Source organism: Methylobacterium sp. DB0501 (assembly GCF_011043735.1).
In the GTDB taxonomy this organism is placed as follows: Bacteria; Pseudomonadota; Alphaproteobacteria; order Rhizobiales; family Beijerinckiaceae; genus Methylobacterium; species Methylobacterium alsaeris.
The window spans coordinates 1-25298 of record NZ_JAAKGV010000044.1; the positions used below are offsets into that span (position 1 = coordinate 1).

Below are 25298 nucleotides of genomic sequence, written 5' to 3' on the forward strand. Positions count from 1 at the left end.
TAGCTCACGGTTCTCACGTTCAAGCGCCTTGATCCGCTCGCGCTCGTCCGTCGTCTGCCCGGGTCGCACACCTTGATCCCGCTCGGACTGGCGCACCCAGTTCCTCAGCGTCTCGCCCGAGCAGCCGATCTTGGCCGCGATCGACTGGATCGCCGACCATTGCGAGCCGTGCTCGCCCTCATGGTCGCGCACCATTCGCACCGCACGCTCGCGCACCTCAGGGGAAAACGGGGCTGTTCGCTTCGTCATGGCTCCATCCTCTCAGAAGTTGGAGCCTCCGGGAAACCCGGGGCGGTTCACTCCTTCGGCTCCCGAACGGTGACGTGCCTCGCCACACAGGCGCAAGCCGCCCCCACACGACGGCATGGGATATGTCCGATGGGACCGGGTCGAACAGGTTTGATCCAGATCAAGGACGACGTCGGCGCGAATGACGTCAGTTCGCGGCATGGCCTCCAGGAAAAAGGAATCGCGCGGTGTGGGACTGGCTGAGGGCGCGCGCGACGCGGCAGGTGCGCGACGACGGGGGACGGCAGGATGACCCCATGCACGACCCTGAGGTTACGGACTGCCTTCTCGACGTGCTCGACCCGGAGGTCGGCGTCAGCGTGGTCCATCTCGGGTTGGTGTACCGCGCCATGCGGTCGCCTGGGCGCATCGAGGTGGACCTCACCCTCACGACGCGCGCCTGCCCGCTCGGCGGGATGCTGGTCGAGGAGGTACGGACCTGTCTCCGGCGACGCTTCAACGACCGTTCGACCATCGCCGTCCGCCTCGTCTGGAGCCCGCTCTGGGGACCGGAGCGGATCACCGAGGTCGGCTGGTCCCAACTCGGCGGCCGAGGAACGGAAACCGGGGCCCGACACGCCTGACCGGCAAACTCCCGTGCATCGACTTCAGCCCGAGCCATGACATCCGCTCCGCGCCTCTCCCTCCTCGCCTGCGCAGGCTCCACGCTGGCCGCCGGCCTCTGGGCAGGGCTCGCGCGCATCGGCTGGGACCTGCCGCGGGGCGCCGCGCTCGCGGACCTTCACGGGCCGTTGCTGGTCTGCGGCCTGTTCGGCACCCTGATCGCGCTGGAGCGGGCGGTGGCGCTCGGCCGAGCCTGGGCTTTCCTCGGACCCTTCGCCTCCGTGGCTGGGACCGCCGGGCTCCTCGCCGGATGGCCGCCGGAGGCCGCCGGCTGGGCCTATGTCCTCGCCGCGGCCGCGCTCTGCATCGCCTCGACAAGGACCATGCAACTGCAGGCGGCGCCCTCCACGGCCTCGCTCGCGGCGGGGTCGCTGGCCTGGCTGTTCGGCAACGTGCAGTGGGCACGCGGTACCGCGGTGCCCGAACTTGCGGGATGGTGGCTGGCCTTCCTGGTACTGACGGTCGCCGGGGAGCGCCTGGACCTGAGCCGCCTGACCGCACCTCGGCGCGGCGGACTGCCGCTCTATGCGGGGGCCTGTGCGTTGCTGCTGGCAGGCGCCGCCTGCGGGCTTGCCAGTAGGGTCGGTGCGGCGCTGGCCGGCGCCGGCCTCCTGACCCTCACGGGCTGGCTCGTAAGGCACGACATCGCCGTGCGGACGGTGCGCCGGGACGGGCAGGCGCGCTTCATGGCCGCCTGCATGCTGGCGGGTTACGCGTGGCTCGGCCTCGCCGGCCTGGCCCTGATCGCCCAGCCGCCGTCCGAGACCGCTTTAGGCTACGACATCGCGCTCCACGCCGTCCTGATCGGCTTCGTCCTGTCGATGGTGTTCGGGCACGCTCCCATCATCCTGCCGGCGGTGGCGCGACTCCGGGTACCCTATGGACCCCTCCTCTACGGACCCTTGGTCCTGCTCCACGCCTCGGTCACGCTCCGGGCCGGCTCGGGGCTCGCCGGCTGGCATTCCGGCCGACAGTGGAGCGGGTTGCTGACCATCGCCGCGGTGCTGGCCTATCCCGCTTGCGCCGCCGCGTCGAAGCGCGTCGGCGGGCACGCGCGGCCCCTCCCCATTCGGCGAGCGGTGCCATGAGCGACTTCGCCCTCATCTCTGCCGCAGCGCGACCTCGGCGCCACGCCCTGGGCCGCCTCCACCAAGCGGCGGGCCCCGCGCCGGTCACGTGCATCATGAAGTTCGCCGCCTTTGCGTCGACGTGGTAGCTTCGGACGGATCGAAAAGGCGCGCCGACCCCGGCGTATAGGTTGTGGATCCGGTCGGGCAGGAATGGTGCCGCAAGCTGGAGGCTTGGTAACGCGGGCGGCGCGGCATGCGGCCCTTGAAGGGCAGTCCTGGCCGCTTCCCCCTCCTCGCCGGACGGAGCCCACCTCACGATGGCGCAAGCGGACCCGCCTCCCGGCGGCACGATGGACATGAAGGACCAAGCCGACCCACCGCCGTCCGTCGGCATGCCGCTGAACGCCGAGGACTTCCACAGCATCCTCGACGAGGCGGGCATCTGCACCTGGGCCCTGGACATCCCAACCGGCCGCGTCACCGTCTCCCCGACCTGCGCCGCCCTGTTCGGCGTACCGGCCAAGGGACTGGACAGCCTCGCGGCGATCCAGGCGCTCGTGCACCCCGAGGACCGGGAGGCCAGGTCGGTCGCCATCCGGCACGCGCTGGAGCGCGGCGGGACCTACGAGGTCGATTACCGCGTCATGCGCCGCGATGGGCCCCCTCATTGGCTGCGCTCGCGCGGTACCGTGCAGGTCGGTCGGGACGGGAAGCCGTTCCGACACCGGGGCGTGGTCACCAGCATCCACGAGCACAGACGGGCCGACGAGGAGTTGCGGGCCCGCGAGGCGCACCTGCGCTCGATCCTGGAGACGGTGCCCGACGCCATGGTCGTCATCGACGAGCAGGCCCGGATCAAGTCGTTCAGCGCCGCCGCCGTGCGCCAGTTCGGCTACGCGGAGACCGAAGTGGTGGACCGCAACGTCAGCCTGCTGATGCCCGAGCCCTACCGGACCCAGCACGACGCCTACATGGACCGCTACCTCGCCACTGGCGAGCGGCGCATCATCGGCATCGGCCGCGTCGTCGTCGGCCAGCGCAAGGACGGCTCGACCTTCCCGATGGAACTCTCAGTCGGCGAGATGCGCTCGGGCGGCCAGCGCTACTTCACCGGCTTCATCCGCGACCTGACCGAGCGGAGGCAGACCGAGACGCGACTGCAGGAACTGCAATCTGAACTCGTCCACATGTCCCGCTTCACGGCGCTCGGCGAGATGGCCTCGACGCTTGCGCACGAGATCAATCAGCCGCTGACCGCCATCGCCAGCTACCTCAAGGGCTGCCGCCGCATCCTGTCCCGCATGGAGGGCGCGGAGGTGCCCATGCTGTCCGACGCGGTGAACCAAGCCGCCGAGCAGGCGCTGCGGGCGGGGCAGGTCATCCGCCACCTGCGCGAGTTCGTGACCCGCGGCGAGGGCGAGCGCCACATCGAGAGCCTGCCCAAGCTGATCGAAGAGGCGAGTGCCCTGGCCCTCGTCGGCGCCAGGGAGAAGGGGGTGCGCGTGCGCTTCGACCTCGACCCGGACGCGCCCCTCGTCATCGCCGACCGCATCCAGGTGCAGCAGGTGCTGCTCAACCTCATCCGCAACGCCATCGAAGCGATGCAGGAGTCCGAACAGCGCGAGTTGATCGTCGCGACGAGAGCCCTGTCGGCGGAGGGCTCGGTCGAGGTGCAGGTGTCGGATACCGGCACCGGCATCGCCCCTGAAGTCGCGGCACAACTCTTCCAGCCCTTCGTGACGACGAAGGCGAACGGGATGGGGGTCGGCCTCTCGATCTGCCGCACCATCGTCGAGTCCCACGGTGGGAAGATCCTCGCCGAGGCAGGTCCCGCGGGTGGGACGACGTTCCGGTTCACGCTGCGCACCATCGACCGAAGGGAGCTCGCGTATGCCCAGTGACACGCTCGTGCATGTCGTGGATGACGACCTGGCGGTGCGCCGGGCTCTGGCGTTCCTACTCGCTACGGACGGGCTGGCGGTGCGCGTGCACGAATCCGCGAGCGCCTTCCTCGCCACCGTCGCCGAGCCCACCGGCTGCATCGTAACGGACGTGCGCATGCCCGAGATCGACGGCATCGAATTCCTTCGCCGCCTCCGGCAGCGGGGCCCCATGCCACCCGTCATCGTGATGACCGGGCACGCGGACGTGCCGCTCGCCGTCGCCGCCATGAAGGAGGGCGCCCGGGACTTCATCGAGAAGCCGTTCGACGACGAGGTGCTGCTCGCCAGCGTCCGGTCGGCGTTGGCGCATGCCGAACGGAGCGCGGACCGCGCTGCCGAGACCAAGGCGGTGCGGACGCGTCTAGCCATCCTGTCCGAGCGCGAGCGCGATGTGCTGGACGGGCTCGTCGCCGGCAAGGCCAACAAGGTCATCGCCCTCGACCTCGGCATCAGCCCGCGGACGGTGGAGATCTACCGGGCCAACGTCATGGCCAAGTTGCAGGCCGGAAGCCTGTCCGAACTCGTCCGCATGGCCCTGGTCGCGGGGCAATCCTCCGACGGCTGCTGACGTCTGTCGCCCGGGCACCGGCCTCGCCCTGCCCTTGTTAACGGTCGTCGCCGCGGGCTTGGACGCGACGCCGCGCTTGAGGCAGATCAAGGCGCGTCCCCGCGGTTCAACCTACGCGAGGACGAGACTGGATCGGACGCCCCCATGCCGAAGAGAACAGGACCAGTGCTCGTCGTCGACGACGACGCCGCCGTCCGCAACTCCCTGAAGTTCGTCCTCGGACTCGAAGGGCTGGACGTGCGCCTCTACAAGGACGGCGCCGAACTGCTGCGTGAGACTGCCCTGCCGCGGACCGGCTGCCTCGTGGTGGACTACTGGATGCCGGGCATGGACGGGTTGGAGCTCGTCGGGCACCTGCGCGACCGCGCGGTCGACCTCCCGGCCATCCTGATCACAGGACGGCCGAGCGGCGACCTGCGTCGACGCGCGAGCCATGCGGGCTTCCGCGGCGTGGTCGAGAAGCCGTTCGAGGACGGTACCCTCCTAGACGGCATCCGCGAGGCGCTCGCGGCGGTGGTATGAGGCAGGACGAGACGCCTTCGTAAAACCCCTTAGGGGAGCCTCTTAGGAAGAGCACGGAATTTCGCCGCGGCCGGACCAGGCGTAGCCATGGAACTACGTTCCGCGACCTGGAGGCTTCCATGCAGACCGCCCTCGCCACCGCCGGCCTCCCGCCCGTCTTCTCGACGTCGCTGCCCGGTCGCGCCCTCCCGCTCTCGACGGAGGCGAGGCCCGGCCATCGACGCACCGTCGCGGCCGAGGCGGAGATCTTCGCCGAGGGCGACCGGGCGGGCTCCTTCTACAAGGTGGTTTCGGGCGTGGTGCGCACCTACAGGCTCCTCGCGGACGGGCGTCGCCAGATCGACGCCTTCCATCTGCCCGGCGACATCTTCGGCTTGGAAGCCGGCGCGGAGCACCGCTTCAACGCCGAGGCCGTCACCGAGGCGCAGCTCGAAGTCCATCGCCGCGAGCCCCGCGCGCTGGCCGGCGATGACGGCGCGCTGGCGCGGGAGGTCGTGGCCTCGATGATGCGTGGTCTGGAGCGGGCACAGGACCACATGATGCTGCTCGGCCGCAAGTCGGCCCGGGAACGCATTGCCACCTTTCTGCTCACGATGGCGCGGCGGATGGCCTGCGGCGGGACCGCGTTGGAGCTGCCGATGTCGCGTACCGACATGGCCGACCATCTCGGCCTGACCGTCGAGAGCGTCTCGCGCGCCGTGACCCAGTTGGAACGTGACGGCCTGATCGCCCTGCCGCCCAACCGCCGGATGGTGGTCCTGCGCGACATGGTGGCTCTGGCCGACCTTTCCGAGTGACTTCCGAAAGGTGCTGAGCGCGCCGGGCTTTCCCGCCTCGTGGGCGGTGGCGACCGACGCCATCGCGCGGACGTACCCGCCGGCATTCCGGCTTCGGACGCACCGCCAATTCAAGCCTCGCGTAACCCGTCGAGACGGGCGGCGTTCGGGCAGAACTCGGGGTATGTGTCGGCTGCCGTCCCGCCCCGGAGCTCGCGCGTGCAGCGTGCCCGCTCCGCGCAGCCGAGGCATGCCGCCTCCAGTTCCCGCACGATCTCGGGGCGGCTTCGCCTGAGTGCCTCGGGTTCGAGGTGCAGGCCACACATTAACGTCGCGAGACTGCGAACCTTATCGGCGGCATCCCGGTCTTGTGCCATGCCGCCGGAGGCATGTGCATCCAGCAGCGTGTCCATCATCTCGGCATCGACGTCCCTCAACTCACGGGCCACCTTGAGCATGCAGCGCCAGCCTTCCATTGTCGCGGCGATGCCGAAGGCGTCGAACGGGTCGGACTTGCAGGCAGGCGTGGACATAGAGCCTCTCTCTAGGGCTTTTGGGCGCCTCGCCGATGCGAGGCCTCGATAGTGGCGCGTGGGTGCGGTTCCGGAGCGGCAGCCTCACGCCGCGTGTTGGGCCAGTTCGACGACCTCACAGGTGTCGGCCCGAAGCCGCCAGTCAGATACACCGGCAGCCCTGCAGAACATCGCCTTGGCCTCGTAGGCGGCGGATACGTCGGATCTGGCGGCGATGACCGCCCGCCGCTGCAGCACGACGTGGTCGTGGCCGGTATCGTCGGACACGGTCTTCGCGAAGGTGACGAGGAACTTGCGCATCTTGGACTCCGGCCGACATCGACCTGGGATGCGTACCGGCGGCCCGGTGCCGGGGCCTTGATCCAGCGCAAGGAAATCGGCGCGGCCTCGGTGAGCGACGACTATCGCGGCTGTGCCGCCGCGGAAGCGGACTTCCGTAGGGGGCTGGGAAAGGCGCTGCGTGCCTCCGTTGCGCTGGATCAATGCACGGCGTGTCCCGTGGCTCATCCTCCGCGCGGCGAGGAACGACCGGGACAGGCCCGGCAGGCCCGACCGCACGGGAGGCGGCATGCTGGTCGATACGGGCTTGTGCGAGAGGACTCCGCAGGCGTGCCACCACGGTCGCTCGGAGAACGGCTGCGCTGACTGCAAGGTGCGCCTGATCAGCGTCTGCTCGGTGCTTGAGCCGACGGAGCTGGAGGAGCTTGAGGCGCTCAGCCACCACCTCACCCTCGACAAGGGCCACACCCTGTTCGGCCAAGACGAGCCGGCCGGCTCGGTATTCAACGTGATCGAGGGCGCCCTGCGCCTCACCCGCCTGCTCCCCGACGGGCGGCGCCAGGTGATGGGCTTCGCCCTTCCGGGCGACTTCCTCGGCCTCGCGCTTCAGGAGCGCTACTCGGTCTCGGCCGAGGCGCTCGGGCCTGTGAGGACCTGCCGGTTCGGTCGCGAGGATTTCGCCGCCGTGATTGAGGCCAAGCCGCATCTGCTTAGGAGCCTGCACGAGCGTGCCGGCTACGAGCTGACCCTGGCCCAGGAGCAGATGCTGCTGCTCGGGCGCCGCACGGCCGAGGAGAAGGTCGCCGCCTTCCTGCTGTCGCTGCGGGACCGCTACGCGCGGATCGGTCACTCCTCCGTCACCGTGGAGTTGCCGATGGGGCGCCAGGACATGGCCGATCACCTGGGCCTCACCATCGAGACGGTCAGCCGCATCCTGAACCGGCTCGACCGGGCGCACGCCGTCCTGCTCGTGCCTGGAGGCGTGCGCCTGGTCGACCTGCCGCGGCTTGAGCGGATGGCGGCCAGTTGAGCCGCCTCACCGCTCAAGCGTCTTGAGGTAGGCGATCAGCGCCTCCGCCTGGTCCGGATCGAAGCGGAACTCGGGCATCGACGGGTGCCCCGTTCGGATGCCCTCGGTGAGCGCCTCCGCGAGGTCGTCGACCGGGTAGCGCTGATGGAGCGTCCGGAACGGCGGGGCCTGCCGCAGCGGGCTGGCGCCGGTCCGGCCGACCGCGTGGCAGCGTGCGCACTCCGTACGCGCCAGGGCGCGGCCGCGCTCGACCCGGGCGTCCCCGGCGGCAGCGGGGGCCGCCGCGAGGCAGAGCAGGAGCGCCGCGGCTGTGATGGCACCAAAGGCGTGCATCAGTGGCTCATCAGGCAGCAGAGCGGCGAGGTCCGCAGCATGTCCCGGGTCACGCCGCCGAACAGCCACTCCCGCAGCCGCGAGTGGCCGTAGCCGCCCATGACGACGAGGTCGGCGTCCTCGCGCTTGGCGAAGCGCAGGACCGCATCTGCAATCTCGCCCCCCGGGGCATCGAGCAGGTTTGTGGTGACGTGCGCCCCGTGGCGGCACAGCAGGTCTGAGACCTCGTCGGCCCCTTCGAAGCGCGCCTCGCTGCCGGCCGCGGCGACAAAGACCTTGTCCGCACGGCCAACGAACGGCAGGGCGGCCGAGACGGCGCGGCGCGCCTCAGGCGCGTCCTTCCAGGCGATGACGATGCGGGCCGCGTCGAGCCGCTCGACGCCAGGCGGCACGACCAGCACCAGACGGCCGGCCTCCATCAGCACCATGCCGGGATCAGGCACCATGGCATCATGCCCCGTGCGTCCCGCGTCGCGTCCGACGACGACCAGGTCGGTGCCGCGCGCCTGCCGGACCAGGAAGGCCTCTGGCGCCGCCTCCGCCTGCCGCCAGCCTGTGCGGATGTCTGCTCCGGCCCCGGCCCGGAAGATTTCCTCGGCCCGCGCGAGCTCGTCGGCCAGCTTGGCCTGCTCCTCGTCGTAGGTGGCCTGCGCCGCCCCGAGGTCACCGGCGGGACCGAGACTGGGCAGCTTGCGGGCGGCGACGCCTGACAGCGTGGCCTCGAACCGGCGTGCCAGGTCCGCGGCGAGGCGGACGCGGCGGGCGGCCGCCTCTCCGGTGTCGAGGGCGACCATGATGCTGGCGACGGACATTGAGCGGCTCCGGTTCGGGATGGAAGACCCCTGCAGGCTCCTTCGCCGACCCGCCTCGGAACATCCTTGATCCAGCGCAAAATCGATTGGTCCGCCAGCCGGGCAACGAGCGCAGGTCCCGGGTCCGGCAGCCCTTCCTGCATGGCGCTCGACAACCGCATGCCCGACGCGTCATCCCATGTTCCGAGCGCAAAAACTGCCCCGTCGACGCGGCAAGGTCCTCGTTCGGCGGAGCGTTCTTGGTCCAAAGCAAGGGCCGGTTTCCGGCCGGGGCGCACGAACAGGAGCCCGATACGGCTACGCTCCGTCCGGGTCCGTTCACCGCAACGCCGTCCACTCGCCGAAGGGCGACGGCGTTCGCCAGAGGAGCCCCCGATCATGACCCGAAGCCAGCTCGCCATCGCGGCGCTCTCATTCGTCGCATCGTCGACGGCCGCCCTCGCCATGCCGGTAGGGGAATGCTCGGCCCGGTACTTCGCAACTCAGCGGGACGGCAGCCTGAACGGCCGCGACTGGGACAGCTTCCGCTAGGGCACGTGCGGGTCCTGACCGGACAAGACGCCCTGGTCCGTTAGTCGGGCACCCGACCGAGGCGCTGTGCCCGCGGCCGGCCGGTGACGCGTCGGGTCGCGCAGGCCGGGGCAAGCTTGGCCGTTTTGATGCCGATCAAGGACGGCTGGTTCCGGGACAGGCGAGGAAACGCGCAGCCGAGGCGCGGGCCAGACCGGAACGCCCTACCGTCGCTTGACGTGCCGGTCACGCCGCCCGGCTGTGCACGGCTGCGGAAGTCCCGAGGTGCCCGTCGAAGGCTGCGGCGACGTTCCGCACGAAGGTCCTCGCTTCCGCCGGGATGACTAGGAGATCGCCGTCGTGGCGGATCAGCCCATCGGCGAGGAGCGCCGGCAGCCGCGGGAGCGTCGCTAGGAGGGCTTCCGGGTCGCGGCCATGCGCGCGGCAGACCTGCCCGACGTCGACGGCGAAGTCGCACATCACGCGCTCGATCAGGTCCGCCCGCAACCGGTCCTCCGGCGTCAGCGCGTAGCCCTTCACCGTGGCGAGTTCGCCCTGACCGATGCGCTCGGCGTAGGCCCGCAGCCCCGGCGCGTTCTGGACGTAGCCCTGCGGAAGCCGCCCGATGGCCGAGGCTCCCAATCCGATCAGCGTATCGCTCGGGTCCGTCGTGTAGCCCTGGAAGTTCCGCCGCAACCGACCCTCCGCCTGCGCGATCTCCAGTGGGTCGTCCGGCAGGGCGTAGTGGTCGAGGCCGATGCGCCGGTACCCCGCGGTGACGAGCGTCTCCGCGATGGCCTCGGCCTGGTCGAGGCGCGCGCGGCCTTCCGGCAGCGTGGCCTCGTCGATGTGGCGCTGGTGCTTCTTGAAGGCCGGCACGTGGGCGTAGCCGAACACCGAGAGGCGGTCGGGTTGCAGTTCCAGGCACTGCCGCACCGTGTCGACGCATGAGCCCACCGTCTGGTGCGGCAGTCCGTAGATCAAGTCGAGGTTGATCCCGCGCACGCCCGCGGCCCTGAGGCCGACGACCGCCGCGGCGGTAACGTCGAAGCCCTGCTGACGACGGATCGCCTCCTGGACGACGGGGTCGAAGCTCTGCACCCCCAGGCTCGCCCGGGTAACGCCGGCATGGCCGAGCGCCTCGGTCATCGCGGGCACGAGGGTTCGCGGGTCGATCTCGACGGCGGCCTCGGCATCCGGGTCGAAGGGGAAGCATCCGCGCAGGGCCGCGACGATGCGGACGAAAGCCTGCGGGGCCATGACGGTCGGGGTGCCGCCGCCGAAGTGAATGTGGCGGACCTGGGGCACCTGCTCGAACCGCGCGGCGACCAGACCGATCTCCCGTTCGAGAACGTCGACGTAGTCGGCTATCGGCGCGTCGTGCCTGGTGATGCTAGTGTGGCAGCCGCAGTACCAGCACATCGACCGGCAGAACGGGACATGCAGGTAGAGCGAGGCTGTCGCGCTGGGTGGCGTGCCCGCCAGCCAGGCTGCGTAGCGCTCGGTACCGATCTCGGTGGTGAAGTGTGGGCTGGGCGGGTAGCTCGTGTAGCGGGGCAGCCGCTCCTCACCGTAGAGCGCCCTCAGAACCTCCCGCATGCTCGTCCCTTTCCCATTTTGCCGGCCCACCCCGGGGGCCATTGTCTCCATCCGCGGTATGCTCTCGACAGGGGCAGCGCCTTGATCGAGGTCATGGCCGGGATGCCCCGCGGAGGGGATGACCGCTGTCGCAGGTGATGTCCGCGAACGCGCGGCGGCCTGTCCAGTCCAGGAGGGTCCATACGGTGCCGAGAGTGCTCAAGGTCGACAGCGGTCGGTTCGCCATCGTGGAGGGTGACCTGTGGTGGCCGGGGCGCTTTGATTCCCCAGAAACCGCGCGTCGCGCGGCGGCCCTGCGCGAAGCCGATCTGGCCCGGCTGCAGGCGCGCAAGAACGCCGAGGCGCGCGGCGCCCGCGGCGTCATCACGGTCGAGGACCTCGAACCCGCGTCGTGACGGACGACGCCGGCTTCGGCTAGGGCGCGGACCCGCCGCCCTGCTAGTGCCCGCGCTGCTTCAGGGCTCCGGCGACCTCGCGCGGCATGTAGGTCTCGTCGTGCTTGGCGAGCACCGTATCCGCTTGGAAGGTCCCGGCCGCGTCGAGGGCTCCTTCCGCCACCACGCCCTGGCCCTCCCGGAACAGGTCGGGCAGCAGCCCACGGTACGTCACCGGCAACGTTGCGGCGCCGTCGCTGACGGCGAAGGCGATGCGCTGGTCGGGCCCGCGCACCACCGAGCCTTCCTGTACGAGGCCGCCGAGGCGGAACCGCGCGCCGACCGCCACCCCTCGCGCGGCGACCTCGCCGGGCGAGCGGAAGAACACGATGGAGCCGCTCATCGCCGACAGGATGAGGCCGACCGCCAGGGCCAGCACGGTCCCGCAAACGGCGATGAGGACGAGGCGGCGAGACTTGCGGCGGGTCATGGGTCAGCCTGTGCCGTCGGGCCGTCGGGATTGCGTCCGCAGGCGACGGGAAGGACGTACGCCGCGAGGAGGCAGAGGGCGCCCGCGGCGAGGAACGACGGCAGGTAGCTCTCCAGCCCGATCCGCGCCACGCCCGCGCCGTACGCCGTCGCGGCCGCGCCAAGCTGGTGCCCGGCGAACACCATGCCGAGGGCCGCTGGCGCCCGGTGGCCACCGAGCCGGTCCAGGAGGAACCTCGCCATCGGCGGCACGGTGGCGACCCAGTCCAGTCCGTAGACCGTCGCGAACAGGGATAGGCCAACGAAGGAAAGGTCGGTGAAAGGCAAGCACACGAGCGACACGCCGCGCAGGCCGTAGAACCAGAACAGCAGCCAGCCGGGTGCGAACCGGTCCGACAGCCACCCCGCGGCCGTCGATCCGAGAAGGCTCAGCAAACCCATCCCGGCGAGCAGACCGGTCGCCGGAACCGGGCCGACCCCGATGTCGGCGCAGAACGGCACGAGGTGGGCCTGGACGAGGCCGGCGGTGGTCGAGCCGCAGACGGCGAAGCTGCCGAACAGGACCCAGAAGGGACCTGACCGGACAATCTCCCTAAGGTAGTCTCCTGCGAAGGGGGAAGTCCGGCTCGGCGGATCGCCCTCACCCTGACGTGCGCCATAGGGTCGAACGCCGACATCCTCGGGCCGCTCGGGCACCAGGGCGTGGACGGCGAGCGCCCCCAGCGCCACCAGGGCGCACGAGACGAGAAGACAGGTGCGCCAACCGTGCGCATCCGCCATCCATGCGAGGAGCGGCAGCGTCGCCATCTGCCCTGCCGTCGCGGCGGCCCCGAACAGACCGATGACGAGGCCGCGCCTGGCCGCGAACCAGCGTGCCGCGACGGTCGTGCCCAGCATCAGAAAGACAAGGCCCGCGCCGGAGCCGACCAGCACGCCCTGAAGGAGCATGAGTTGCCAGGTCTGCATCATGGCGAGCGAGGCGAGAAGCCCTGCGGCGATCAAGGCGAGACCGGTGCAGGCCACCCGACGCACACCCCACAGGGTGGTCATCGGAGATGCGAGCAGTCCCGCCACGCCGAAGGCCGCGAACCGGACAGCGGAAGCCAAGGAAAGGGTCGCGACGTCCCATCCGAACTCCCGGCCGAGGGGCGAGATCAGCACGTTCGGCGCCCCGAACGCGGCCGCCGCGGCGAGGATCGCGAGGCAGGTCGCCGCCGCCACGGTCCAGGCGCGGTGCGGGATCCACACGGCAACCGGCGGATGTTGCGCGAGCGCGAGCTCAGTCATCGTTGAGCACGCGGTACTCGGCGCCCTCGATGTCGTCGTACTGGCCGCTCCGCAGGGCCCAGAGGAAGGCGAACAGGCCGAGGGTGCCGAGCGCCAAGGCGATTGGGATGACGAGGAGGAGTACGGTCATGGCGGCCTCACGCGGTTCGGGCGACGGGGGCAGCGACGGCCGGCCGAGTCGAGGCCGGCGCCGCGGAGGCCGTTGTCCCAAGGCGGGCGCGCAGGGCGTTCGCCGTGACGACGAGGGAGGAGCCCGACATGGCAAGGGCTGCGATCAAGGGCGTCAGGAGACCGACTGCCGCCAAGGGGACCGCGAGCACGTTGTAGGCTGCCGAGAACCACAGGTTCTGCAGCATCAGCCGCCGGGCACGTCGCCCCGCAGCCAAGACCGATAGGACCGGGGCAAGCCCGCGGCCCAGGAACAGCGCGTCGGCCGCAGCCTGGCTGACATGAGCGGCGGTGACCGGTGAGAGTGAGGCGTGCGCGGTGGCGAGCGCTGGCGCGTCGTTGAGGCCGTCGCCCAACATCAGCACCCGCCGACCGGCCCGCTGAAGCTCTTCGATGCGGGCGATCTTGTCCTGGGGGGCGAGACCCGCCTCCCACTCGGCGACACCGAGCCTGCGCGCGACCGACGCGACGGCGGCGGCGCGGTCGCCCGACAGGATCAGGACGCGGTAGCCGAGCGTCGCCAGGCCGGCGACGACTTCGGCGGCGTCCGGGCGCAGTCCCTGACACACCGGGAAGGCGACCGGCGCCCCGTCCCCGGCTCGGAAGCAGATCACCGAGGCCTCCGGGTCGGCCGCCAGCGCCGCGGCAGCCTCGGCCTCAGCCCCGCAGAAGCGGGCCGAGCCGAGCCGCAGCTCCACGCCGTCGACCTGCGCGCGCACCCCGAGCCCGGCGGCCTCCTCGGCGCCCGGGAAGGGTTCCGAGCCCCCGGCCGTCGCGGCCAGGGCCGTGGCCATCGGGTGTCGGCTCGACAGCGCCAGCCTGGCCGCCGTCTCCGAAGCTTCTGGATCGAATGTGCCGGCCATCAGGACCGGCTCCGGAAGGGTCAGGGTACCGGTCTTGTCGAATACCACGGTGTCGACTTGGGCGAAGCGCTCCAGGGCCGTTCCGTCGTTAAGCAGGACGCCCTCGCGGAACAAGGCGCCGGCGGCCACGACCTGCACGGCCGGGATCGCGAGGCCGAGCGCGCAGGGGCAAGTCACGATCAGCACGGCGACGGCATCGAGAAGCGCCGCGTGCCAGCCCGCCCCCGCCACGAGCCAGCCGACCAGGGTCAGCGCGGCGGCAGCGTGGACCAGCGGGACGTAGAGGCGTGTCGCCCTGTCGGCGAGGACGAGCGCGCGCGAGCGCGCCTCCAGGGCCCGCCGCATCAGGCCCTCGACCTCGTCGAGCAGGCTCGCGCCAGCCGCCGCCGTCACCGTGACGGTCAGGGCCCCGCTGCCGTTGAGGGCACCGGCGAAGACCCGGTCGCCGCCGCGCACCGTAACGGCGGCGGTTTCTCCCGTCACCAGGCTCTGGTCAACGTCGGACGCGCCGTGCTCGACGACGCCGTCTGCAGCCACGCGCTCGCCAGGCCGGATCAGGATGCGTGACCCGGGGACGAGCTCGGCGAGCGGTACGTCCCGTAGGCTTCCGTCCGGCTCGACGAGCGTCGCGCGCGCGCTGCGCAGCGCCGCGATGTTCTCGGCGAAGGCGCGCGTCCGCCGTAGCATGGTCTGGTCGAGAACCCGGCCGATCAGCAGGAAGAACAGCAGCATCACGGCGCCGTCGAAGTAGGCGTGCGTGGCGCCCGACACCGATTCCACTACGGACATCACCAGCGTCAGGACGACGCCGAGGGTGATGGGGAAGTCCATGGTGACCCGGCCAGCCCTCAGGCCCCGGAACGCGCCCTCGTAGAAGGGCCGGCCTGCATAGGCCGCCGCCGGCAGCGCGATGAGCGCCTGGATCCAGTGGAAGAGGTCGCGGTTCTCGGGCGTCATGTCGGAGACGTTGCCAGCCCAAACCGAGACGGCGAGGAGCATCACGTTCATGGAGGCGAAGGCTGCCACCGCCAGCGCCCGGATCAGCCGCTTCGTCTCGGCGGCTTCCACGTCGGCGAGCCCGCCGGGCGCGAAGGGCTGCGCAGCATAGCCAAGCGCGTCCAACGCCGCGAGCACGGCGGGGATGTCGGGCTCGGCCTTAGGTGCCCACGTCACGGCGAGGCGCCGGTCCGAGAAGTTCAGCCGCGCGGACGCGACGCCCGGCAGGGGAGCCAGCCCGCGCTCGATAGCGCTCATGCAGGCGGCGCAACGTACGCCTTCGACGGCGAACTCGGCGCGGGACGAGCCGTCCGGCTGGGCGGAGACGAAGGCAGTGTAGTCACGACCGAGGGAGGGCCGAGTGTTCGCCTCGCTCCAGGAGGCATGGGCCTCCACGTAGGCCAGCGCCATGTCGGTGCAGCACATCGAACTCTCCCCTTAATCCAGGACGATTCGGTGCCTGCGCCGGAACGCGACGCCCTTCGGTCCGACGGCCTCGACGACAAGGTCCCACTGTCCGCGTGCCACGGGCTCCGCGCGGGCCTCGTAGGTTCCGGCGCCGACCTCGTTCAGCTCCACGCTCAAATCCTGGCGCTTGTCGGTCGGGCGTTCCAGCCGGGCTCGGAGCGACTGCCCTCGGACCGGCCTTCCTCCGTCATCGGCCACGGTGACGTTGATCGACGCGACCGCCGCAGGGTTGCGGACGGCGGTCGCATCGAGGCGCCATCCGAGGACTTCCTGCTCGGCCGCGCGTCTTAGCTCGGCATTGTAGCGTTGGCTGGCCTGATAGGGGGACGGCTCGTCCAGTCCGGACCACGTCCGGAAGGCGGAGGTGACCAGGAAGGCGTCCGCGCTGGCGACGGTGCCGAAGAAGGCGACGAAGATCATGAGCACCTTGCGACCTGTCAGTCGGCCGGAGGGGTGCGGGGGACGCGGCGAGGCAATGGTCGGCATGGTCATGGGGCCTTGAAGCTGTCTCGCGCACGAGCCGTCTCGCCGGTGGCAGCGTCGGCGATTCGGAAAGTCAGGGGGACGGAGGCGGTCGGCCCGGCGCCAGGCGGTGCGAAGACGAGGACGCGGAACTCTTGTGTCGCATTGGACGGCACCGGCAGGTCGCCGGCCAAGCCGCCGACGACCTCGACCCGCGCCCCGGGCAGACCTTCGACTGCCAGCGCGTAGTGTCGCTCGCCGAGGCGCTTGTTGCTGAGCCGGACCGTGTAGCCGTTGCGGATCGAGCCGTCGGAGAGTGTCACGAACAGCGGGTTGCGGTCGTGCAGGACGCTCAGGCCCATGAAGCTGCGCGTCGCGAGGCTGTAGAGCATGAAGCCGCCGATGCCCGCGACGAGGGCCGCGTACAGGACGGTGCGCGGACGGACGACGTGGCTGACGCGGCCCTTGCCGGCGGCCCGGCTCCGGCGGTTGGCCTCGGTGTCGTAGCCGATCAGGCCTGCCGGCCGGCCGAGCTTGGCCATGACGGTGTCGCAGGCGTCGACGCACAGGCCGCACTGGATGCAGTCCATCTGCAGGCCATCGCGGATGTCGATGCCCGCTGGGCAGGCGGTGACGCATGCGAAGCAGTCGACGCAATCGCCGGCGGGTTGGCCGGCGGCGCGCAGCACGGCGGCCTGCTTGGCCGAGACCCGAGGCTCCCCACGAGCGTCCCGGTAGAGGATATTGTAGGCGTGTTCGTCGGTGAGCGCGGCTTGGATACGGGGCCAAGGACACATGTAGGTGCAGACCTGCTCGCGCATGTGGCCGGCGAGGAGGTAGGTCGTCGCGGTCAGCGTCAGGATCGCGATGTAGGCCGCGGGCGGAGCCTGATAGGTCGCCAGCTGCATCACCAGTGTCGGCGCGTCGGCGAAGTAGAGCACCCAGGCGCCGCCGGTCCACCACGCGATCAGCAGCCAGATCGCGTGCTTCATCGTGCGCAGCGCGATCTTCTCCATCGACCAGGGCGCCGCGTCGAGCTTCAGACGCTCGCGCCGGTCGCCCTCGACCAGTCGCTCGACAGCGAGGAACAGGTCGGTCCAGACGGTCTGCGGGCAGAGGTAGCCGCACCAGATCCGGCCGGCGACGGCGTTCATCAGGAACAGGACCAGGGCCGCCAGGATCAGGAGGCCCATCACGTAGGTCACGTCCTGCGGCCAGAGCTCGATTGAGAAGAAGTGGAAGCGGCCCCTGTCGAGGTCAAGCAAGACGGCCTGGGACGGCTCGCCCGGGCCTCGGTCCCAGCGGATGAACGGGACGGCGTAGTAGACGCCGAGCGTAGCCGCGAGCAGGGCCCACTTGATCCGTCGGAAGGTGCCGCGGACCGCCTGCGGCTGGATCTTCGTCCGGGCGGCATAGAGCGACCCGTTGACCGCCGGGATGGCCGTTCGCGTCGCGCGGCTGCCGAACTTCTTGGTCGGACGGGGCCTAGGCGCAGAGGCTGTCTGTGTCGGCTCGGCGAGGGGCATCGGTGCGAGGTTTCCGTCCGGCGACGCGGCCGGCTCCGTTCGTCCTATGGTCCGCCCGAGCCACCCGCCTTGATCTCGCTCAAGCCGGGAAGCGAGCCACGTCCAGAGTTCGCGCTGGACGTGGCCCGCGGGACGTCGACCGGCTCGGGCTCTCTAGGAACCGATCGGGCCGACATCCCGCTACTTGCCGCCGCCCAAGCCGTGCACGAAGACTGCCAGAGACTTGATGGTCGCGGGATCGAGGCGACCTTCCCACGCGGGCATCATGCCCTTGCGGCCGTTGGTGACTGTGGCGACGACTTGATCGGGCGCGGAGCCGTAGAGCCAGATTGGGTCGGTCAGGTTGGGCGCGCCCATCTCCGGGTTGCCCTTCGCGGCTTCGCCATGACAGGCGGCGCAATTGCCAGCGAACACCTCGGCGCCCTTCTCGACGCTCGCGCCGGCCACGCCCGGCATGCCCGAGAGCGACAGCACGTAGGTTGCCACCGCCTCGAGCTCCTGGCGCTTGAGCACACCGTCGCGCCCGAAGGCCGGCATGTCGCCGAGATGGGCTTCGCCGTGGCCTGAGCGGGCTCCAAAGCGGATCGTCTGCTCAATCGCCTCGGGGGTCCCGCCCCAGAGCCAGTCGTCGTCCTGCAGATTCGGGTAGCCGATCCGGCCCGTGGCCGAGGTGCCGTGGCAGGCGGCGCAGTTGTCGCCGAAGGCCGCCTTGCCAGTGGCGAGCGCGAGGCGCAGCAGGGCCGGGTCTGCGCGGATCTCCGCGACCGTGGCGCTGGCAAGCTGCGCCTGGCCGCGGGCGTCCCGCTCGCGGCGCACCGCCTCGACCTCGTCGAGCACCGTCGCGCGCTGCGAGTAGCCGAGCAGGCCCGAGGTGTAGCCGCTCACGAGCGGCCAAGCCGGGTAGAGCACCCAGTAGCCAAAGGACCAGACGATGGTGGCGTACAGGCCGTAGAGCCACCAACGCGGCAGCGGGTTGTTGTACTCGCGGATGCCGTCCCACTCATGCCCGGTGGTCTCCGGGCCAGCGGGCGGCTTGCCGGGGTTCGCGGTATCGGCCACGGCGGTCAGTCCTCGATCAGGGGGATATGGGCGGCGGCGTCGAACCGGGAGCGATTGCGCGGCCAGAAGGCGTACAGGGACACAGCGGCGAAGATGCCGACGAAGTAGAGGAGGCCGCTGGTCTGGGCGAAGGCGGCGGCACTTTCGTAGGTCATGGCGCTCACCTCAGGTTCTTCCTGTCTTCGTAGATCTTGAAGTCGACCATCGTGCCGAGCACCTGCAGGTAGGCCACGAGCGCGTCGATCTCGGCAGCCTGGCCCTTGTCGCCGCCGAAGTCGCGGACGTTGGCACCGGGGTAGCGGCGCTGCAGGTCGGCTGCGCCGGGACCGTCGGGATCGAGTTGGGCCTTCAAGTCGCCGACCGCTGCGGCGATCATCTCGTCGGTGTAGGGGACGCCGATGGCGCGGTTGGCTTTGAGGTCGTCCGCGATAGCGTCGGCGTCGAGCGGACGGTCGAGGAAGGCGTAGGCCGGCATGATCGAGGCCGGCACCACGGCGCGCGGGTCCTTCAGGTGCTCGCGATGCCACTGGTCCGAATACTTGCCGCCGACGCGGGCGAGATCGGGGCCGGTGCGCTTCGAGCCCCACTGGAAGGGATGGTCGTACATGCTCTCGGCGGCGAGCGAGAAGTGGCCGTAGCGCTCGACCTCGTCGCGCATCGGCCGGACCATCTGGCTGTGGCAGAGGTAGCAGCCCTCGCGGACGTAGATGTTGCGCCCGGCGAGTTCGAGCGGTGTGTAGGGCCGGACGCCCTCGACCTTTTCCACCGTGCTCTTGAGGTAGAAGAGCGGCGTGATCTCCACGAGGCCGCCGATGGCCACGACGAGGAGCGCGCCGATAAGCAGGACGATGGAGTTCTTCTCGAAGACCTCGTGCCTCTTCCAGAGGCCGGGCTGGGCGGTGGCCATGATAAAGCGTCCGTGATGCGGGATGGGACTGGGGGATCACGGGAGCCGCCAGGACGCGCGGCTCCCGCGAGGGTCACTCGGCCGGTACCAGGGCCGGTTCGGCCGTGGGGGTGGCCTCGGGCTCACGCTCGACGGCGGTCTTGCCCGCGATGGTCATGGCGAGGTTATAGGCCATGATCAGCGCCCCGATCAGGAACAGCACCCCTCCCAGTGCACGGACGAGGTAGTAGGGCTGCATCGCCTCCACCGTCTCCACGAATGAGTATTCGAGGAAGCCAAGCGCGTTATAGGCGCGCCACATCAGGCCCTGCATGATGCCGGCGACCCACATCGAGGTGATGTACAGCACGATGCCGAGGGTCGAGACCCAGAAGTGCCACTCGACGAGTTTGAGGGAATACAGCTCACGCCGGTTCCACAGCCACGGCACCAGGCAGTAGATCGCCCCGAACGAGACGTAAGCCACCCAGCCGAGCGCACCCGAATGCACGTGGCCGATGGTCCAGTCGGTGTAGTGCGACAGCCCGTTGACGGCCTTGATGGCCATGAGCGGTCCCTCGAAGGTCGCCATGCCGTAGAAGGCCAGCGACACGACCATGAAGCGCAGGACGGGGTCGGTGCGCAGCTTGTCCCAGGCGCCCGAGAGGGTCATCAGGCCGTTGATCATGCCGCCCCAGGACGGCATCCACAGCATGATCGAGAAGGTCATGCCGAGCGTTTGGGCCCAATCGGGCAGCGCCGTGTAGTGCAGATGGTGCGGTCCGGCCCAGATATACATGAATATCAGCGCCCAGAAGTGGATGATCGACAGGCGGTACGAGTAGATCGGCCGCTCGGCGCGTTTCGGGACGAAGTAGTACATGATGGCGAGGAAGCCGGCGGTAAGGAAGAAGCCGACCGCGTTGTGGCCGTACCACCACTGGATCAGGGCATCCTGCACGCCCGCGAACATCGGGTAGGACTTCGAGCCGAGGAAGCTCACCGGCATCGCCAGGTTGTTGACGATGTGCAGCATCGCGATGGTCACGATGAAGGCGAGATAGAACCAGTTCGCCACGAAGATGTGGGGTTCCTTGCGCTTCCAGAGCGTGCCGAGGAACACGAGGAGGTAGGCGACCCAGACGATGGTGAGCCACAGGTCGGCGTACCATTCGGGCTCGGCGTACTCCTTGGACTGGGTGACCCCCATAAGGTAGCCGGTCCCGGCGATGACGATGAACAGATTGTAGCCGAGCACCACGAACCAGGGCGCGAGGTCGCCCGCGAGCCGCGCCCGGCAGGTGCGCTGCACGACGTACATCGAGGTCCCGATCAGTACGTTGCCGCCGAAAGCGAAGATCACCGCCGAGGTGTGCAGCGGGCGCAAGCGGCCGAAGGTCGTGTATTCGAGCCCGAGGTTCAGCGAGGGCGCCCAGAGCTGGAACGCAATTGTGCAGCCGACGAGGAAGCCCGCGATGCCCCAGGCCATCGCGGCGATCACGGTGAACTTGACCGGTCCGAGGTTGTAGTTCGGCTTACCGTCGATCTGCTGCGGGGCGGCCTCCGCAGGCCGTTCCTCGTAGCGCTTGAGGATGGCGGCGATGCCGGCGACCGCGGCGAGCGCGAACACGGCCATGTGGACGCTGAACGGCGCGTCGACCGCGCGGGCCGAGGCCAAGGCGCAGAGGAAGGCGCCGACGAGAAGGGCGAGGCCTAGGCCGACCTCTCCCTCCGTCATGTACTTGGATGTTGGTGTCGCGGCCATGGCTTGCTCGATTCGCCCCATGCAAAAACGGCTATGCCTGCGCTTAGGGGCGCGGGCGTCCGGGAGCCTTGATTTCGATCAAACGACCTGCCGCCGTGCCGACCCGCAGATGCTGGCCGCGCGGACCGACCGGCAACCGGCATCCCGGGAGCCCGCCCAGGCCAGGGCGAGCGTCGTCGTCCGCCTGTGCTCCATCCGCGGGTTCAATGGCGAGGCGTGAGTGACGGATGGCGGTGCCTGGCTACGACTGCGCCTTGGGGACGGACGGCCCGGGACGGGGCCGCGGAGGGCGGAGCATCCGGATGGGGGCCGGACGACCGGCTCGTATCAAGCCCGCTCCTGGCGGCGGAGCCCGAGCAGCCCACTCGTCAGGATCATGGCCGCCAGGACCAGGGGCGCGAGGATCTGGATGCCAATGACCAGCGCTTGGAAAAGAAAGCCCCCGGCGTTGAGGATCAGGGTCCCAGCCAGCAGCGAGAAGGCGGCGGCCACGGCCAACCCGCCGACGACGACCGCGGAGACGAACAGCGCCGTGAAGGCTCGGATCGGGTTCCATGCGAGGGATAGTGGGCGGGCGCTCATCGAGGTTGTCTCCGGTTGCACGCCGCTGACGTCGCACGGGGCGGGAAGCCTGGCCTTGGGCTGGATCAAGGACGGCGGTGGAGGCGGGTTCTCCGGCGGTCGAGTGGCGCGCTCCGACGCGTCTCGCGGCATTTCGTGGCGAAGCGCTACGCCCAGGGCAGATCCCGCCGCCCAGGCGCCGCCCCGTGGCGCCTGAAGTGGCAATACGGGTACTACGTCGTTCTCGGCGGCACAGTCGCCGCCTGCGCGATCCTATATTGGCGCTTCCGCAAAAGCGGATGGCTCTGACGACCCCGTCCGAGGCCTAGGCTGCCGTCTGAGATCGGCTTGTCGTTCAACCTATCCGCGCACGACCTCGCCTCCTCTGAGACGGTGATCGGGATTGTGGCGACAGTGCACGAGAGCTGGTTCGATCCGCACCGCCTCACGCTCGAACTAAATGAGACGGCACTTATGCGCGACTTTGCATGCGCTGACGCGGCTTTGAGGACTCTTCGGACACTCGGGATCTCAACTGCGCTTGATGATTTCGGTACCGGCTATTCCAGTCTAGGCTACGTCCACCGACTTCCATTGGACAAGATCAAGATCGACCGCAGCTTCATGGCCAACATCAAGTCCGATCGAGGATCTCGGATCATTACATCGATTCTGCACCTCTGTCAGAACCTCGGCCTCGACAGCATCGCAGAAGGTGTCGAAACAGCGGAGCAGCTCACGGCGGTGCGCAGGCACGGCTTCCGCTACGTGCAAGGCTACCTGATCGGGCGACCCGTCTCGATAGATGTCCTTCTCACGCAGAGCTGGGTGTCCAGCCCTGCCGCGCTTGAGAACCTTTGCGCCTGACGGTACCCACCTTAAATTGTATGTATGCCTTAGGAGGCGAGTATGGTTGGAATCTCAGGCACGCAACTTTTCAGCTTGATCTGGGTTGACCCAACTGGCTGGTTTTGTAATATTTTGTTTAGAGCATCGGCTTAGATAAGGAGTAGTGCATGCGGCTAGGTAAGAGCGATCACGTCATCTGATAGGTGTGGAACGCTTAGAGAGACACTGCGCATTCACCAGTGATCGTGCGCGGATCGTTTCACGACTGATCTCAACTTCGGCTTGTTCACTGCTCTCCACGGCACTTCGGGCTACAAAAGCTACGCCGAGATCGGCCGATCCGGCATGATCGTGCAGATCTCAGCCAACATAGTCGATTGAATCTATGCGTTACACCTCTACATGCGGTTAGTCCGCCTGGTACGCAGCATTTCCCACCTGCGAATTGAATCCTTCTTGTCTGGGTTGTCACCTCATGCCGCCCAACTCAACCTCGGCATCTTCGCCAACGACTGTTATCAACACGATTAATGGGCTGGAAGACTTAGCCACTTCGACATTGAAGACAATTCGAGCCCACGCTCTACCCGCAACCCCGCACATCTTCCAGCGCCTCTTCCGGCACTTCAGCGCGCCGCAAGCCGATCTTCCGCTGAACGAGCTGTTGGCCCTCCTAGCGGCACAAGACGTGACGACCGCCGATGCGCTTGCAGCCGATGCGGAGGTAGTACAGGAGGGAGCACTCGCCCTGCGGGACGAGGCCGGCCGGCTCGTCACAGCACTGGCCGGCACGGAGGCCGTCCTCGCGCGCTACGGAGCCGTGCTCGACGGCTGTGCTAGCACGCTCGGCCCGAAGAACTCGGAGAGCTTACTGGTGCAATCTGTCGCCCTGCTGGCACAGGAGACGGCACGGATGAGCGCCCAAAACAATTTACTAGTAGGTGAGCTGCGCGCGTCGACTGCACGAGTGGGCAAGTTGCGGCAGAGCTTGGCAGTTGTCCGGCAAGAAGCGTCGGTGGATGGGCTGACTGGCATCGGCAACCGCCGAGCATTCGATGCACGGTTGCGACGCCAGTTGGGGCAGGCGAAGAGGAACGAGGCAGCACCGTTCTGCCTGGTTCTGCTGGATGTCGACCACTTCAAGCGCTTCAACGACACGCACGGACACCGCACGGGCGACCGCGTGCTGCGCCTAGTTGCACAGATGCTCACTGCAAACGTGAAGGGCAAAGACTTCGTAGCACGCTACGGAGGGGAGGAGTTCGCGATCCTGCTGGGAGATGTTGACGAAGAAACAGCAGCGGCGATCGCGCGCCAGATCTGCTCTCGCTTAGCTGCGAAGAAGATCGTGAAGCGTGAGACCGGGGAGGAGATTGGGGCGATCACCTTGTCGGGTGGGGTATCTCTGGTTCGAGTGAATGACACGCAGAGTAGTTTGGTCGAGCGCGCAGATCGTGCCCTCTACGAAGCGAAGCACGAGGGCCGAAATCGAGTCCACGTGGCCCGCTAGATGTTTGATCCCAGGGTTTGATGGTGCATTCTTCACGCGCGAGTGGAAGGATGCGCTATGGGCCAGGTTCACCACGGCAGCGCCACAACGACGGCGGCGATCCGTCGAGCGATCCAGCATAGTCAAGACAGCTTGAGGCAGCTCGCCGCGCGCTACGGCATCAATCCCAAGACCATCGCTAAATGGAAGAAACGAACCTCAACTAAGAGCCTGTTTGAGCGCTTGATCTTATGCTGGATTATCGAGTGCGGAGAGGGCCATCAGACAGGCGACGAAGGTGATGCGGCCGGTTGCGACGTCGAGGCGACCGGCCCGTTCACGCAGCAACCCGCCCCAGCGGCTGAACCAGCCCAAGGTCCGCTCGACCACCCAGCGCCGCTTGAGCACGACGAAGCCCTTCTGATCCGGCTCCTTCTGCACCACCTCGCAGCGCATGCCGTGCAGGGTGCACCACTCCTCGCAGCGATGGGCCCGGAACACGCCGTCGAGGATCGCCAGGCGCAGGCTCGGCCACTGCTCCTTGCCGGCATCCAACGCCGGCAGCGTGTCGCAATCCTGCACGTCGGCGGGCACGACGGTCACGGCCAGGATGAAGCCTTGGGCGTCCACCATCAGCACGCGCTTGCGTCCGACAAGCTTCTTGGCCCCGTCGTAGCCGCGCGGCCCGCGCACCCCGATACACTTGACGCTCTGGGTATCGATGATCGCCAAGCGGGGTTGCGGGCGACGACCGCAGCGACGCCGCTGGCGGCGGGCCAGGGCCCGCATCAGGATCGCGAACACGCCCTTCTCGACCCACCGCCGGAACCAGCCGTAGACCGTGCGCCAGGGCGGAAACCCCGCCGGCAGTGAACCGCTCCGGGTTTTTCGGAGGCTGGTTGGCTTGGGTCAGGCGGCCAAAGCTTGGTCGCCGCCGTGAGCATAATAGCGCGCTTCGGCCTCGGCGGGAGGGACGTTGCCGATCGGCGCGAGCAGGCGACGGTGGTTGTACCAGTCGACCCACTCCAGGATGGCGTACTCGACGGCCTCGAAGGAGCGCCACGGTCCACGTCGGTGGATGACCTCCGCCTTGAACAGGCCGTTGATCGTCTCCGCCAAGGCGTTGTCGTACGAGTCGCCGACGCTGCCGACCGACGGCTCGATGCCGG

Annotated in this window: 28 protein-coding genes and 3 pseudogenes; 12 read left to right on the forward strand and 19 right to left on the reverse strand. The window is 68.9% G+C overall.

Features of this window, described 5'->3' with window-relative positions; genetic code table 11:
- The coding region (locus tag G4G93_RS33805; RefSeq protein WP_165088409.1) for a transposase at window positions 1-249 on the reverse strand (249 nt) is incomplete at its 3' end.
- Window positions 250-545: 296 nt separating this feature from the next.
- On the opposite strand from G4G93_RS33805, the gene G4G93_RS33810 reads away from it, so the two are divergent.
- The 6 genes from G4G93_RS33810 to G4G93_RS33835 all read left to right on the forward strand — a co-directional run bounded on the left by G4G93_RS33810 (window position 546) and on the right by G4G93_RS33835 (window position 5812).
- Window positions 546-872 (forward strand): metal-sulfur cluster assembly factor, encoded by a 327-nt coding sequence (locus tag G4G93_RS33810; protein ID WP_082742984.1) that lies wholly within the window; start codon window positions 546-548, stop codon window positions 870-872.
- A gap of 36 nt (window positions 873-908) precedes the next feature.
- Window positions 909-2000: a hypothetical protein gene (locus G4G93_RS33815; RefSeq protein WP_060850345.1), complete on the forward strand. Its 1092-nt coding sequence runs from the start codon at window positions 909-911 to the stop codon at window positions 1998-2000.
- Between the two features lie 338 nt (window positions 2001-2338).
- Entirely contained in the window at window positions 2339-3883 is a 1545-nt protein-coding gene (locus G4G93_RS33820) for a PAS domain S-box protein (protein WP_060850903.1), read from the forward strand.
- Window positions 3873-4493 (forward strand): response regulator FixJ, encoded by a 621-nt coding sequence (gene fixJ, locus G4G93_RS33825; RefSeq protein WP_060850346.1) that lies wholly within the window; start codon window positions 3873-3875, stop codon window positions 4491-4493. Before G4G93_RS33820 ends, fixJ begins: the two co-directional genes overlap by 11 nt.
- 165 nt (window positions 4494-4658) lie before the next feature.
- The gene (locus G4G93_RS33830; RefSeq protein WP_312892325.1) at window positions 4659-5015 is read left to right on the forward strand and encodes a response regulator; all 357 of its coding nucleotides are present in this window, start codon (window positions 4659-4661) and stop codon (window positions 5013-5015) included.
- Window positions 5016-5134: 119 nt separating this feature from the next.
- The gene (locus tag G4G93_RS33835; RefSeq protein WP_060850348.1) at window positions 5135-5812 is read left to right on the forward strand and encodes a helix-turn-helix domain-containing protein; all 678 of its coding nucleotides are present in this window, start codon (window positions 5135-5137) and stop codon (window positions 5810-5812) included.
- Window positions 5813-5922: 110 nt separating this feature from the next.
- On the opposite strand, the gene G4G93_RS33840 is transcribed toward G4G93_RS33835, so the two are convergent.
- On the reverse strand, window positions 5923-6324 hold the full coding sequence (locus tag G4G93_RS33840; RefSeq protein ID WP_060850349.1) for a DUF6455 family protein: 402 nt from the start codon (window positions 6322-6324) through the stop codon (window positions 5923-5925).
- A gap of 84 nt (window positions 6325-6408) precedes the next feature.
- On the reverse strand, window positions 6409-6624 hold the full coding sequence (locus G4G93_RS33845; RefSeq protein WP_060850350.1) for a hypothetical protein: 216 nt from the start codon (window positions 6622-6624) through the stop codon (window positions 6409-6411).
- A gap of 268 nt (window positions 6625-6892) precedes the next feature.
- Here G4G93_RS33845 and G4G93_RS33850 point away from each other — a divergent pair, with 268 nt between their 5' ends.
- Window positions 6893-7633 (forward strand): Crp/Fnr family transcriptional regulator, encoded by a 741-nt coding sequence (locus G4G93_RS33850; RefSeq protein ID WP_082742909.1) that lies wholly within the window; start codon window positions 6893-6895, stop codon window positions 7631-7633.
- A gap of 6 nt (window positions 7634-7639) precedes the next feature.
- Here G4G93_RS33850 and G4G93_RS33855 read toward each other — a convergent pair whose 3' ends face one another.
- Together G4G93_RS33855 and G4G93_RS33860 are read right to left on the reverse strand one after the other, a co-directional pair.
- Complete coding sequence (locus G4G93_RS33855; RefSeq protein ID WP_060850351.1) at window positions 7640-7966, reverse strand: c-type cytochrome; 327 nt, start codon at window positions 7964-7966, stop codon at window positions 7640-7642.
- Window positions 7966-8778, reverse strand: a complete 813-nt coding sequence (locus G4G93_RS33860; protein WP_060850352.1) for a universal stress protein — start codon at window positions 8776-8778, stop codon at window positions 7966-7968. Before G4G93_RS33860 ends, G4G93_RS33855 begins: the two co-directional genes overlap by 1 nt.
- A gap of 378 nt (window positions 8779-9156) precedes the next feature.
- Here G4G93_RS33860 and G4G93_RS33865 point away from each other — a divergent pair, with 378 nt between their 5' ends.
- Window positions 9157-9309, forward strand: coding sequence for a hypothetical protein (locus tag G4G93_RS33865; protein WP_165091695.1), 153 nt, complete (start codon window positions 9157-9159; stop codon window positions 9307-9309).
- Between the two features lie 225 nt (window positions 9310-9534).
- Here G4G93_RS33865 and hemN read toward each other — a convergent pair whose 3' ends face one another.
- Window positions 9535-10887, reverse strand: coding sequence for an oxygen-independent coproporphyrinogen III oxidase (gene hemN / locus G4G93_RS33870; protein ID WP_060850353.1), 1353 nt, complete (start codon window positions 10885-10887; stop codon window positions 9535-9537).
- Between the two features lie 194 nt (window positions 10888-11081).
- Here hemN and G4G93_RS33875 point away from each other — a divergent pair, with 194 nt between their 5' ends.
- Window positions 11082-11282 carry a hypothetical protein gene (locus tag G4G93_RS33875; RefSeq protein ID WP_060850354.1) on the forward strand — a complete coding sequence of 67 codons (201 nt, stop codon included), beginning with the start codon at window positions 11082-11084 and terminating at the stop codon, window positions 11280-11282.
- Window positions 11283-11331: 49 nt separating this feature from the next.
- Here the strand turns inward: G4G93_RS33875 and ccmE are convergent.
- From ccmE to G4G93_RS33930, 11 genes and pseudogenes are all read right to left on the reverse strand, one after another.
- A pseudogene (ccmE, locus tag G4G93_RS33880) lies at window positions 11332-11751 on the reverse strand (cytochrome c maturation protein CcmE); the annotation flags it as partial.
- Window positions 11748-13037 (reverse strand): MFS transporter, encoded by a 1290-nt coding sequence (locus G4G93_RS33885; protein ID WP_060850355.1) that lies wholly within the window; start codon window positions 13035-13037, stop codon window positions 11748-11750. The gene G4G93_RS33885 and the pseudogene ccmE, both read right to left, overlap by 4 nt.
- Entirely contained in the window at window positions 13030-13167 is a 138-nt protein-coding gene (gene ccoS, locus G4G93_RS33890) for a cbb3-type cytochrome oxidase assembly protein CcoS (RefSeq protein WP_060850356.1), read from the reverse strand. The genes G4G93_RS33885 and ccoS overlap by 8 nt, the downstream gene beginning before the upstream one ends.
- A gap of 7 nt (window positions 13168-13174) precedes the next feature.
- Window positions 13175-15490, reverse strand: coding sequence for a heavy metal translocating P-type ATPase (locus tag G4G93_RS33895; RefSeq protein WP_082742911.1), 2316 nt, complete (start codon window positions 15488-15490; stop codon window positions 13175-13177).
- Between the two features lie 12 nt (window positions 15491-15502).
- Complete coding sequence (locus G4G93_RS33900; RefSeq protein WP_099053495.1) at window positions 15503-16024, reverse strand: FixH family protein; 522 nt, start codon at window positions 16022-16024, stop codon at window positions 15503-15505.
- Complete coding sequence (gene ccoG, locus G4G93_RS33905; protein ID WP_082742912.1) at window positions 16021-17520, reverse strand: cytochrome c oxidase accessory protein CcoG; 1500 nt, start codon at window positions 17518-17520, stop codon at window positions 16021-16023. Before ccoG ends, G4G93_RS33900 begins: the two co-directional genes overlap by 4 nt.
- Window positions 17521-17700: 180 nt before the next feature.
- Window positions 17701-18579: a cytochrome-c oxidase, cbb3-type subunit III gene (gene ccoP / locus G4G93_RS33910; RefSeq protein WP_060850357.1), complete on the reverse strand. Its 879-nt coding sequence runs from the start codon at window positions 18577-18579 to the stop codon at window positions 17701-17703.
- A gap of 5 nt (window positions 18580-18584) precedes the next feature.
- Entirely contained in the window at window positions 18585-18734 is a 150-nt protein-coding gene (locus G4G93_RS33915) for a cbb3-type cytochrome c oxidase subunit 3 (RefSeq protein ID WP_060850358.1), read from the reverse strand.
- 5 nt (window positions 18735-18739) lie between these two features.
- Window positions 18740-19486, reverse strand: a complete 747-nt coding sequence (ccoO, locus tag G4G93_RS33920; protein WP_060850359.1) for a cytochrome-c oxidase, cbb3-type subunit II — start codon at window positions 19484-19486, stop codon at window positions 18740-18742.
- Window positions 19487-19559: 73 nt separating this feature from the next.
- A complete protein-coding gene (gene ccoN / locus G4G93_RS33925; RefSeq protein WP_060850360.1) occupies window positions 19560-21230 on the reverse strand; it encodes a cytochrome-c oxidase, cbb3-type subunit I in 1671 nt (556 codons plus the stop codon).
- A gap of 327 nt (window positions 21231-21557) precedes the next feature.
- On the reverse strand, window positions 21558-21812 hold the full coding sequence (locus G4G93_RS33930) for a hypothetical protein (protein ID WP_060850361.1): 255 nt from the start codon (window positions 21810-21812) through the stop codon (window positions 21558-21560).
- A 306-nt stretch (window positions 21813-22118) separates the two neighbouring features.
- Between G4G93_RS33930 and G4G93_RS33935 the strand changes: the two are divergent.
- The 3 genes and pseudogenes from G4G93_RS33935 to G4G93_RS33945 form a co-directional block, all read left to right on the forward strand.
- Window positions 22119-22658: pseudogene (locus G4G93_RS33935) on the forward strand (EAL domain-containing protein); the annotation flags it as partial.
- A 457-nt stretch (window positions 22659-23115) separates the two neighbouring features.
- Entirely contained in the window at window positions 23116-24150 is a 1035-nt protein-coding gene (locus G4G93_RS33940; RefSeq protein ID WP_060850363.1) for a GGDEF domain-containing protein, read from the forward strand.
- A 57-nt stretch (window positions 24151-24207) separates the two neighbouring features.
- Window positions 24208-24354: pseudogene (locus tag G4G93_RS33945) on the forward strand (helix-turn-helix domain-containing protein); the annotation flags it as partial.
- Window positions 24355-24378: 24 nt separating this feature from the next.
- On the opposite strand, the gene G4G93_RS33950 reads toward G4G93_RS33945, so the two are convergent.
- The gene (locus G4G93_RS33950) at window positions 24379-24999 is read right to left on the reverse strand and encodes an IS5 family transposase (protein ID WP_145984768.1); all 621 of its coding nucleotides are present in this window, start codon (window positions 24997-24999) and stop codon (window positions 24379-24381) included.
- A 39-nt stretch (window positions 25000-25038) separates the two neighbouring features.
- On the reverse strand, window positions 25039-25298 hold a 260-nt coding region (locus G4G93_RS33955), incomplete at its 5' end, for an integrase core domain-containing protein (RefSeq protein ID WP_165091696.1).

Excerpts from the sequence above, each read along its gene's own strand:
- G4G93_RS33865 (WP_165091695.1), top strand. The coding sequence starts at position 9,157 with ATGACCCGAAGCCAGCTCGCCATCGCGGCGCTCTCATTCGTCGCATCG.
- ccoN (WP_060850360.1), bottom strand. The coding sequence starts at position 21,230 with ATGGCCGCGACACCAACATCCAAGTACATGACGGAGGGAGAGGTCGGC.
- G4G93_RS33850 (WP_082742909.1), top strand. The coding sequence starts at position 6,893 with ATGCTGGTCGATACGGGCTTGTGCGAGAGGACTCCGCAGGCGTGCCAC.
- G4G93_RS33840 (WP_060850349.1), bottom strand. The coding sequence starts at position 6,324 with ATGTCCACGCCTGCCTGCAAGTCCGACCCGTTCGACGCCTTCGGCATC.
- G4G93_RS33915 (WP_060850358.1), bottom strand. The coding sequence starts at position 18,734 with ATGACCTACGAAAGTGCCGCCGCCTTCGCCCAGACCAGCGGCCTCCTC.
- ccoO (WP_060850359.1), bottom strand. The coding sequence starts at position 19,486 with ATGGCCACCGCCCAGCCCGGCCTCTGGAAGAGGCACGAGGTCTTCGAG.
- G4G93_RS33900 (WP_099053495.1), bottom strand. The coding sequence starts at position 16,024 with ATGACCATGCCGACCATTGCCTCGCCGCGTCCCCCGCACCCCTCCGGC.
- fixJ (WP_060850346.1), top strand. The coding sequence starts at position 3,873 with ATGCCCAGTGACACGCTCGTGCATGTCGTGGATGACGACCTGGCGGTG.
- G4G93_RS33855 (WP_060850351.1), bottom strand. The coding sequence starts at position 7,966 with ATGCACGCCTTTGGTGCCATCACAGCCGCGGCGCTCCTGCTCTGCCTC.
- G4G93_RS33930 (WP_060850361.1), bottom strand. The coding sequence starts at position 21,812 with ATGAGCGCCCGCCCACTATCCCTCGCATGGAACCCGATCCGAGCCTTC.
- G4G93_RS33815 (WP_060850345.1), top strand. The coding sequence starts at position 909 with ATGACATCCGCTCCGCGCCTCTCCCTCCTCGCCTGCGCAGGCTCCACG.
- G4G93_RS33835 (WP_060850348.1), top strand. The coding sequence starts at position 5,135 with ATGCAGACCGCCCTCGCCACCGCCGGCCTCCCGCCCGTCTTCTCGACG.
- G4G93_RS33820 (WP_060850903.1), top strand. The coding sequence starts at position 2,339 with ATGAAGGACCAAGCCGACCCACCGCCGTCCGTCGGCATGCCGCTGAAC.
- G4G93_RS33860 (WP_060850352.1), bottom strand. The coding sequence starts at position 8,778 with ATGTCCGTCGCCAGCATCATGGTCGCCCTCGACACCGGAGAGGCGGCC.
- G4G93_RS33845 (WP_060850350.1), bottom strand. The coding sequence starts at position 6,624 with ATGCGCAAGTTCCTCGTCACCTTCGCGAAGACCGTGTCCGACGATACC.
- G4G93_RS33895 (WP_082742911.1), bottom strand. The coding sequence starts at position 15,490 with ATGTGCTGCACCGACATGGCGCTGGCCTACGTGGAGGCCCATGCCTCC.
- G4G93_RS33885 (WP_060850355.1), bottom strand. The coding sequence starts at position 13,037 with ATGACTGAGCTCGCGCTCGCGCAACATCCGCCGGTTGCCGTGTGGATC.
- ccoG (WP_082742912.1), bottom strand. The coding sequence starts at position 17,520 with ATGCCCCTCGCCGAGCCGACACAGACAGCCTCTGCGCCTAGGCCCCGT.
- G4G93_RS33810 (WP_082742984.1), top strand. The coding sequence starts at position 546 with ATGCACGACCCTGAGGTTACGGACTGCCTTCTCGACGTGCTCGACCCG.
- G4G93_RS33940 (WP_060850363.1), top strand. The coding sequence starts at position 23,116 with ATGCCGCCCAACTCAACCTCGGCATCTTCGCCAACGACTGTTATCAAC.
- ccoS (WP_060850356.1), bottom strand. The coding sequence starts at position 13,167 with ATGACCGTACTCCTCCTCGTCATCCCAATCGCCTTGGCGCTCGGCACC.
- hemN (WP_060850353.1), bottom strand. The coding sequence starts at position 10,887 with ATGCGGGAGGTTCTGAGGGCGCTCTACGGTGAGGAGCGGCTGCCCCGC.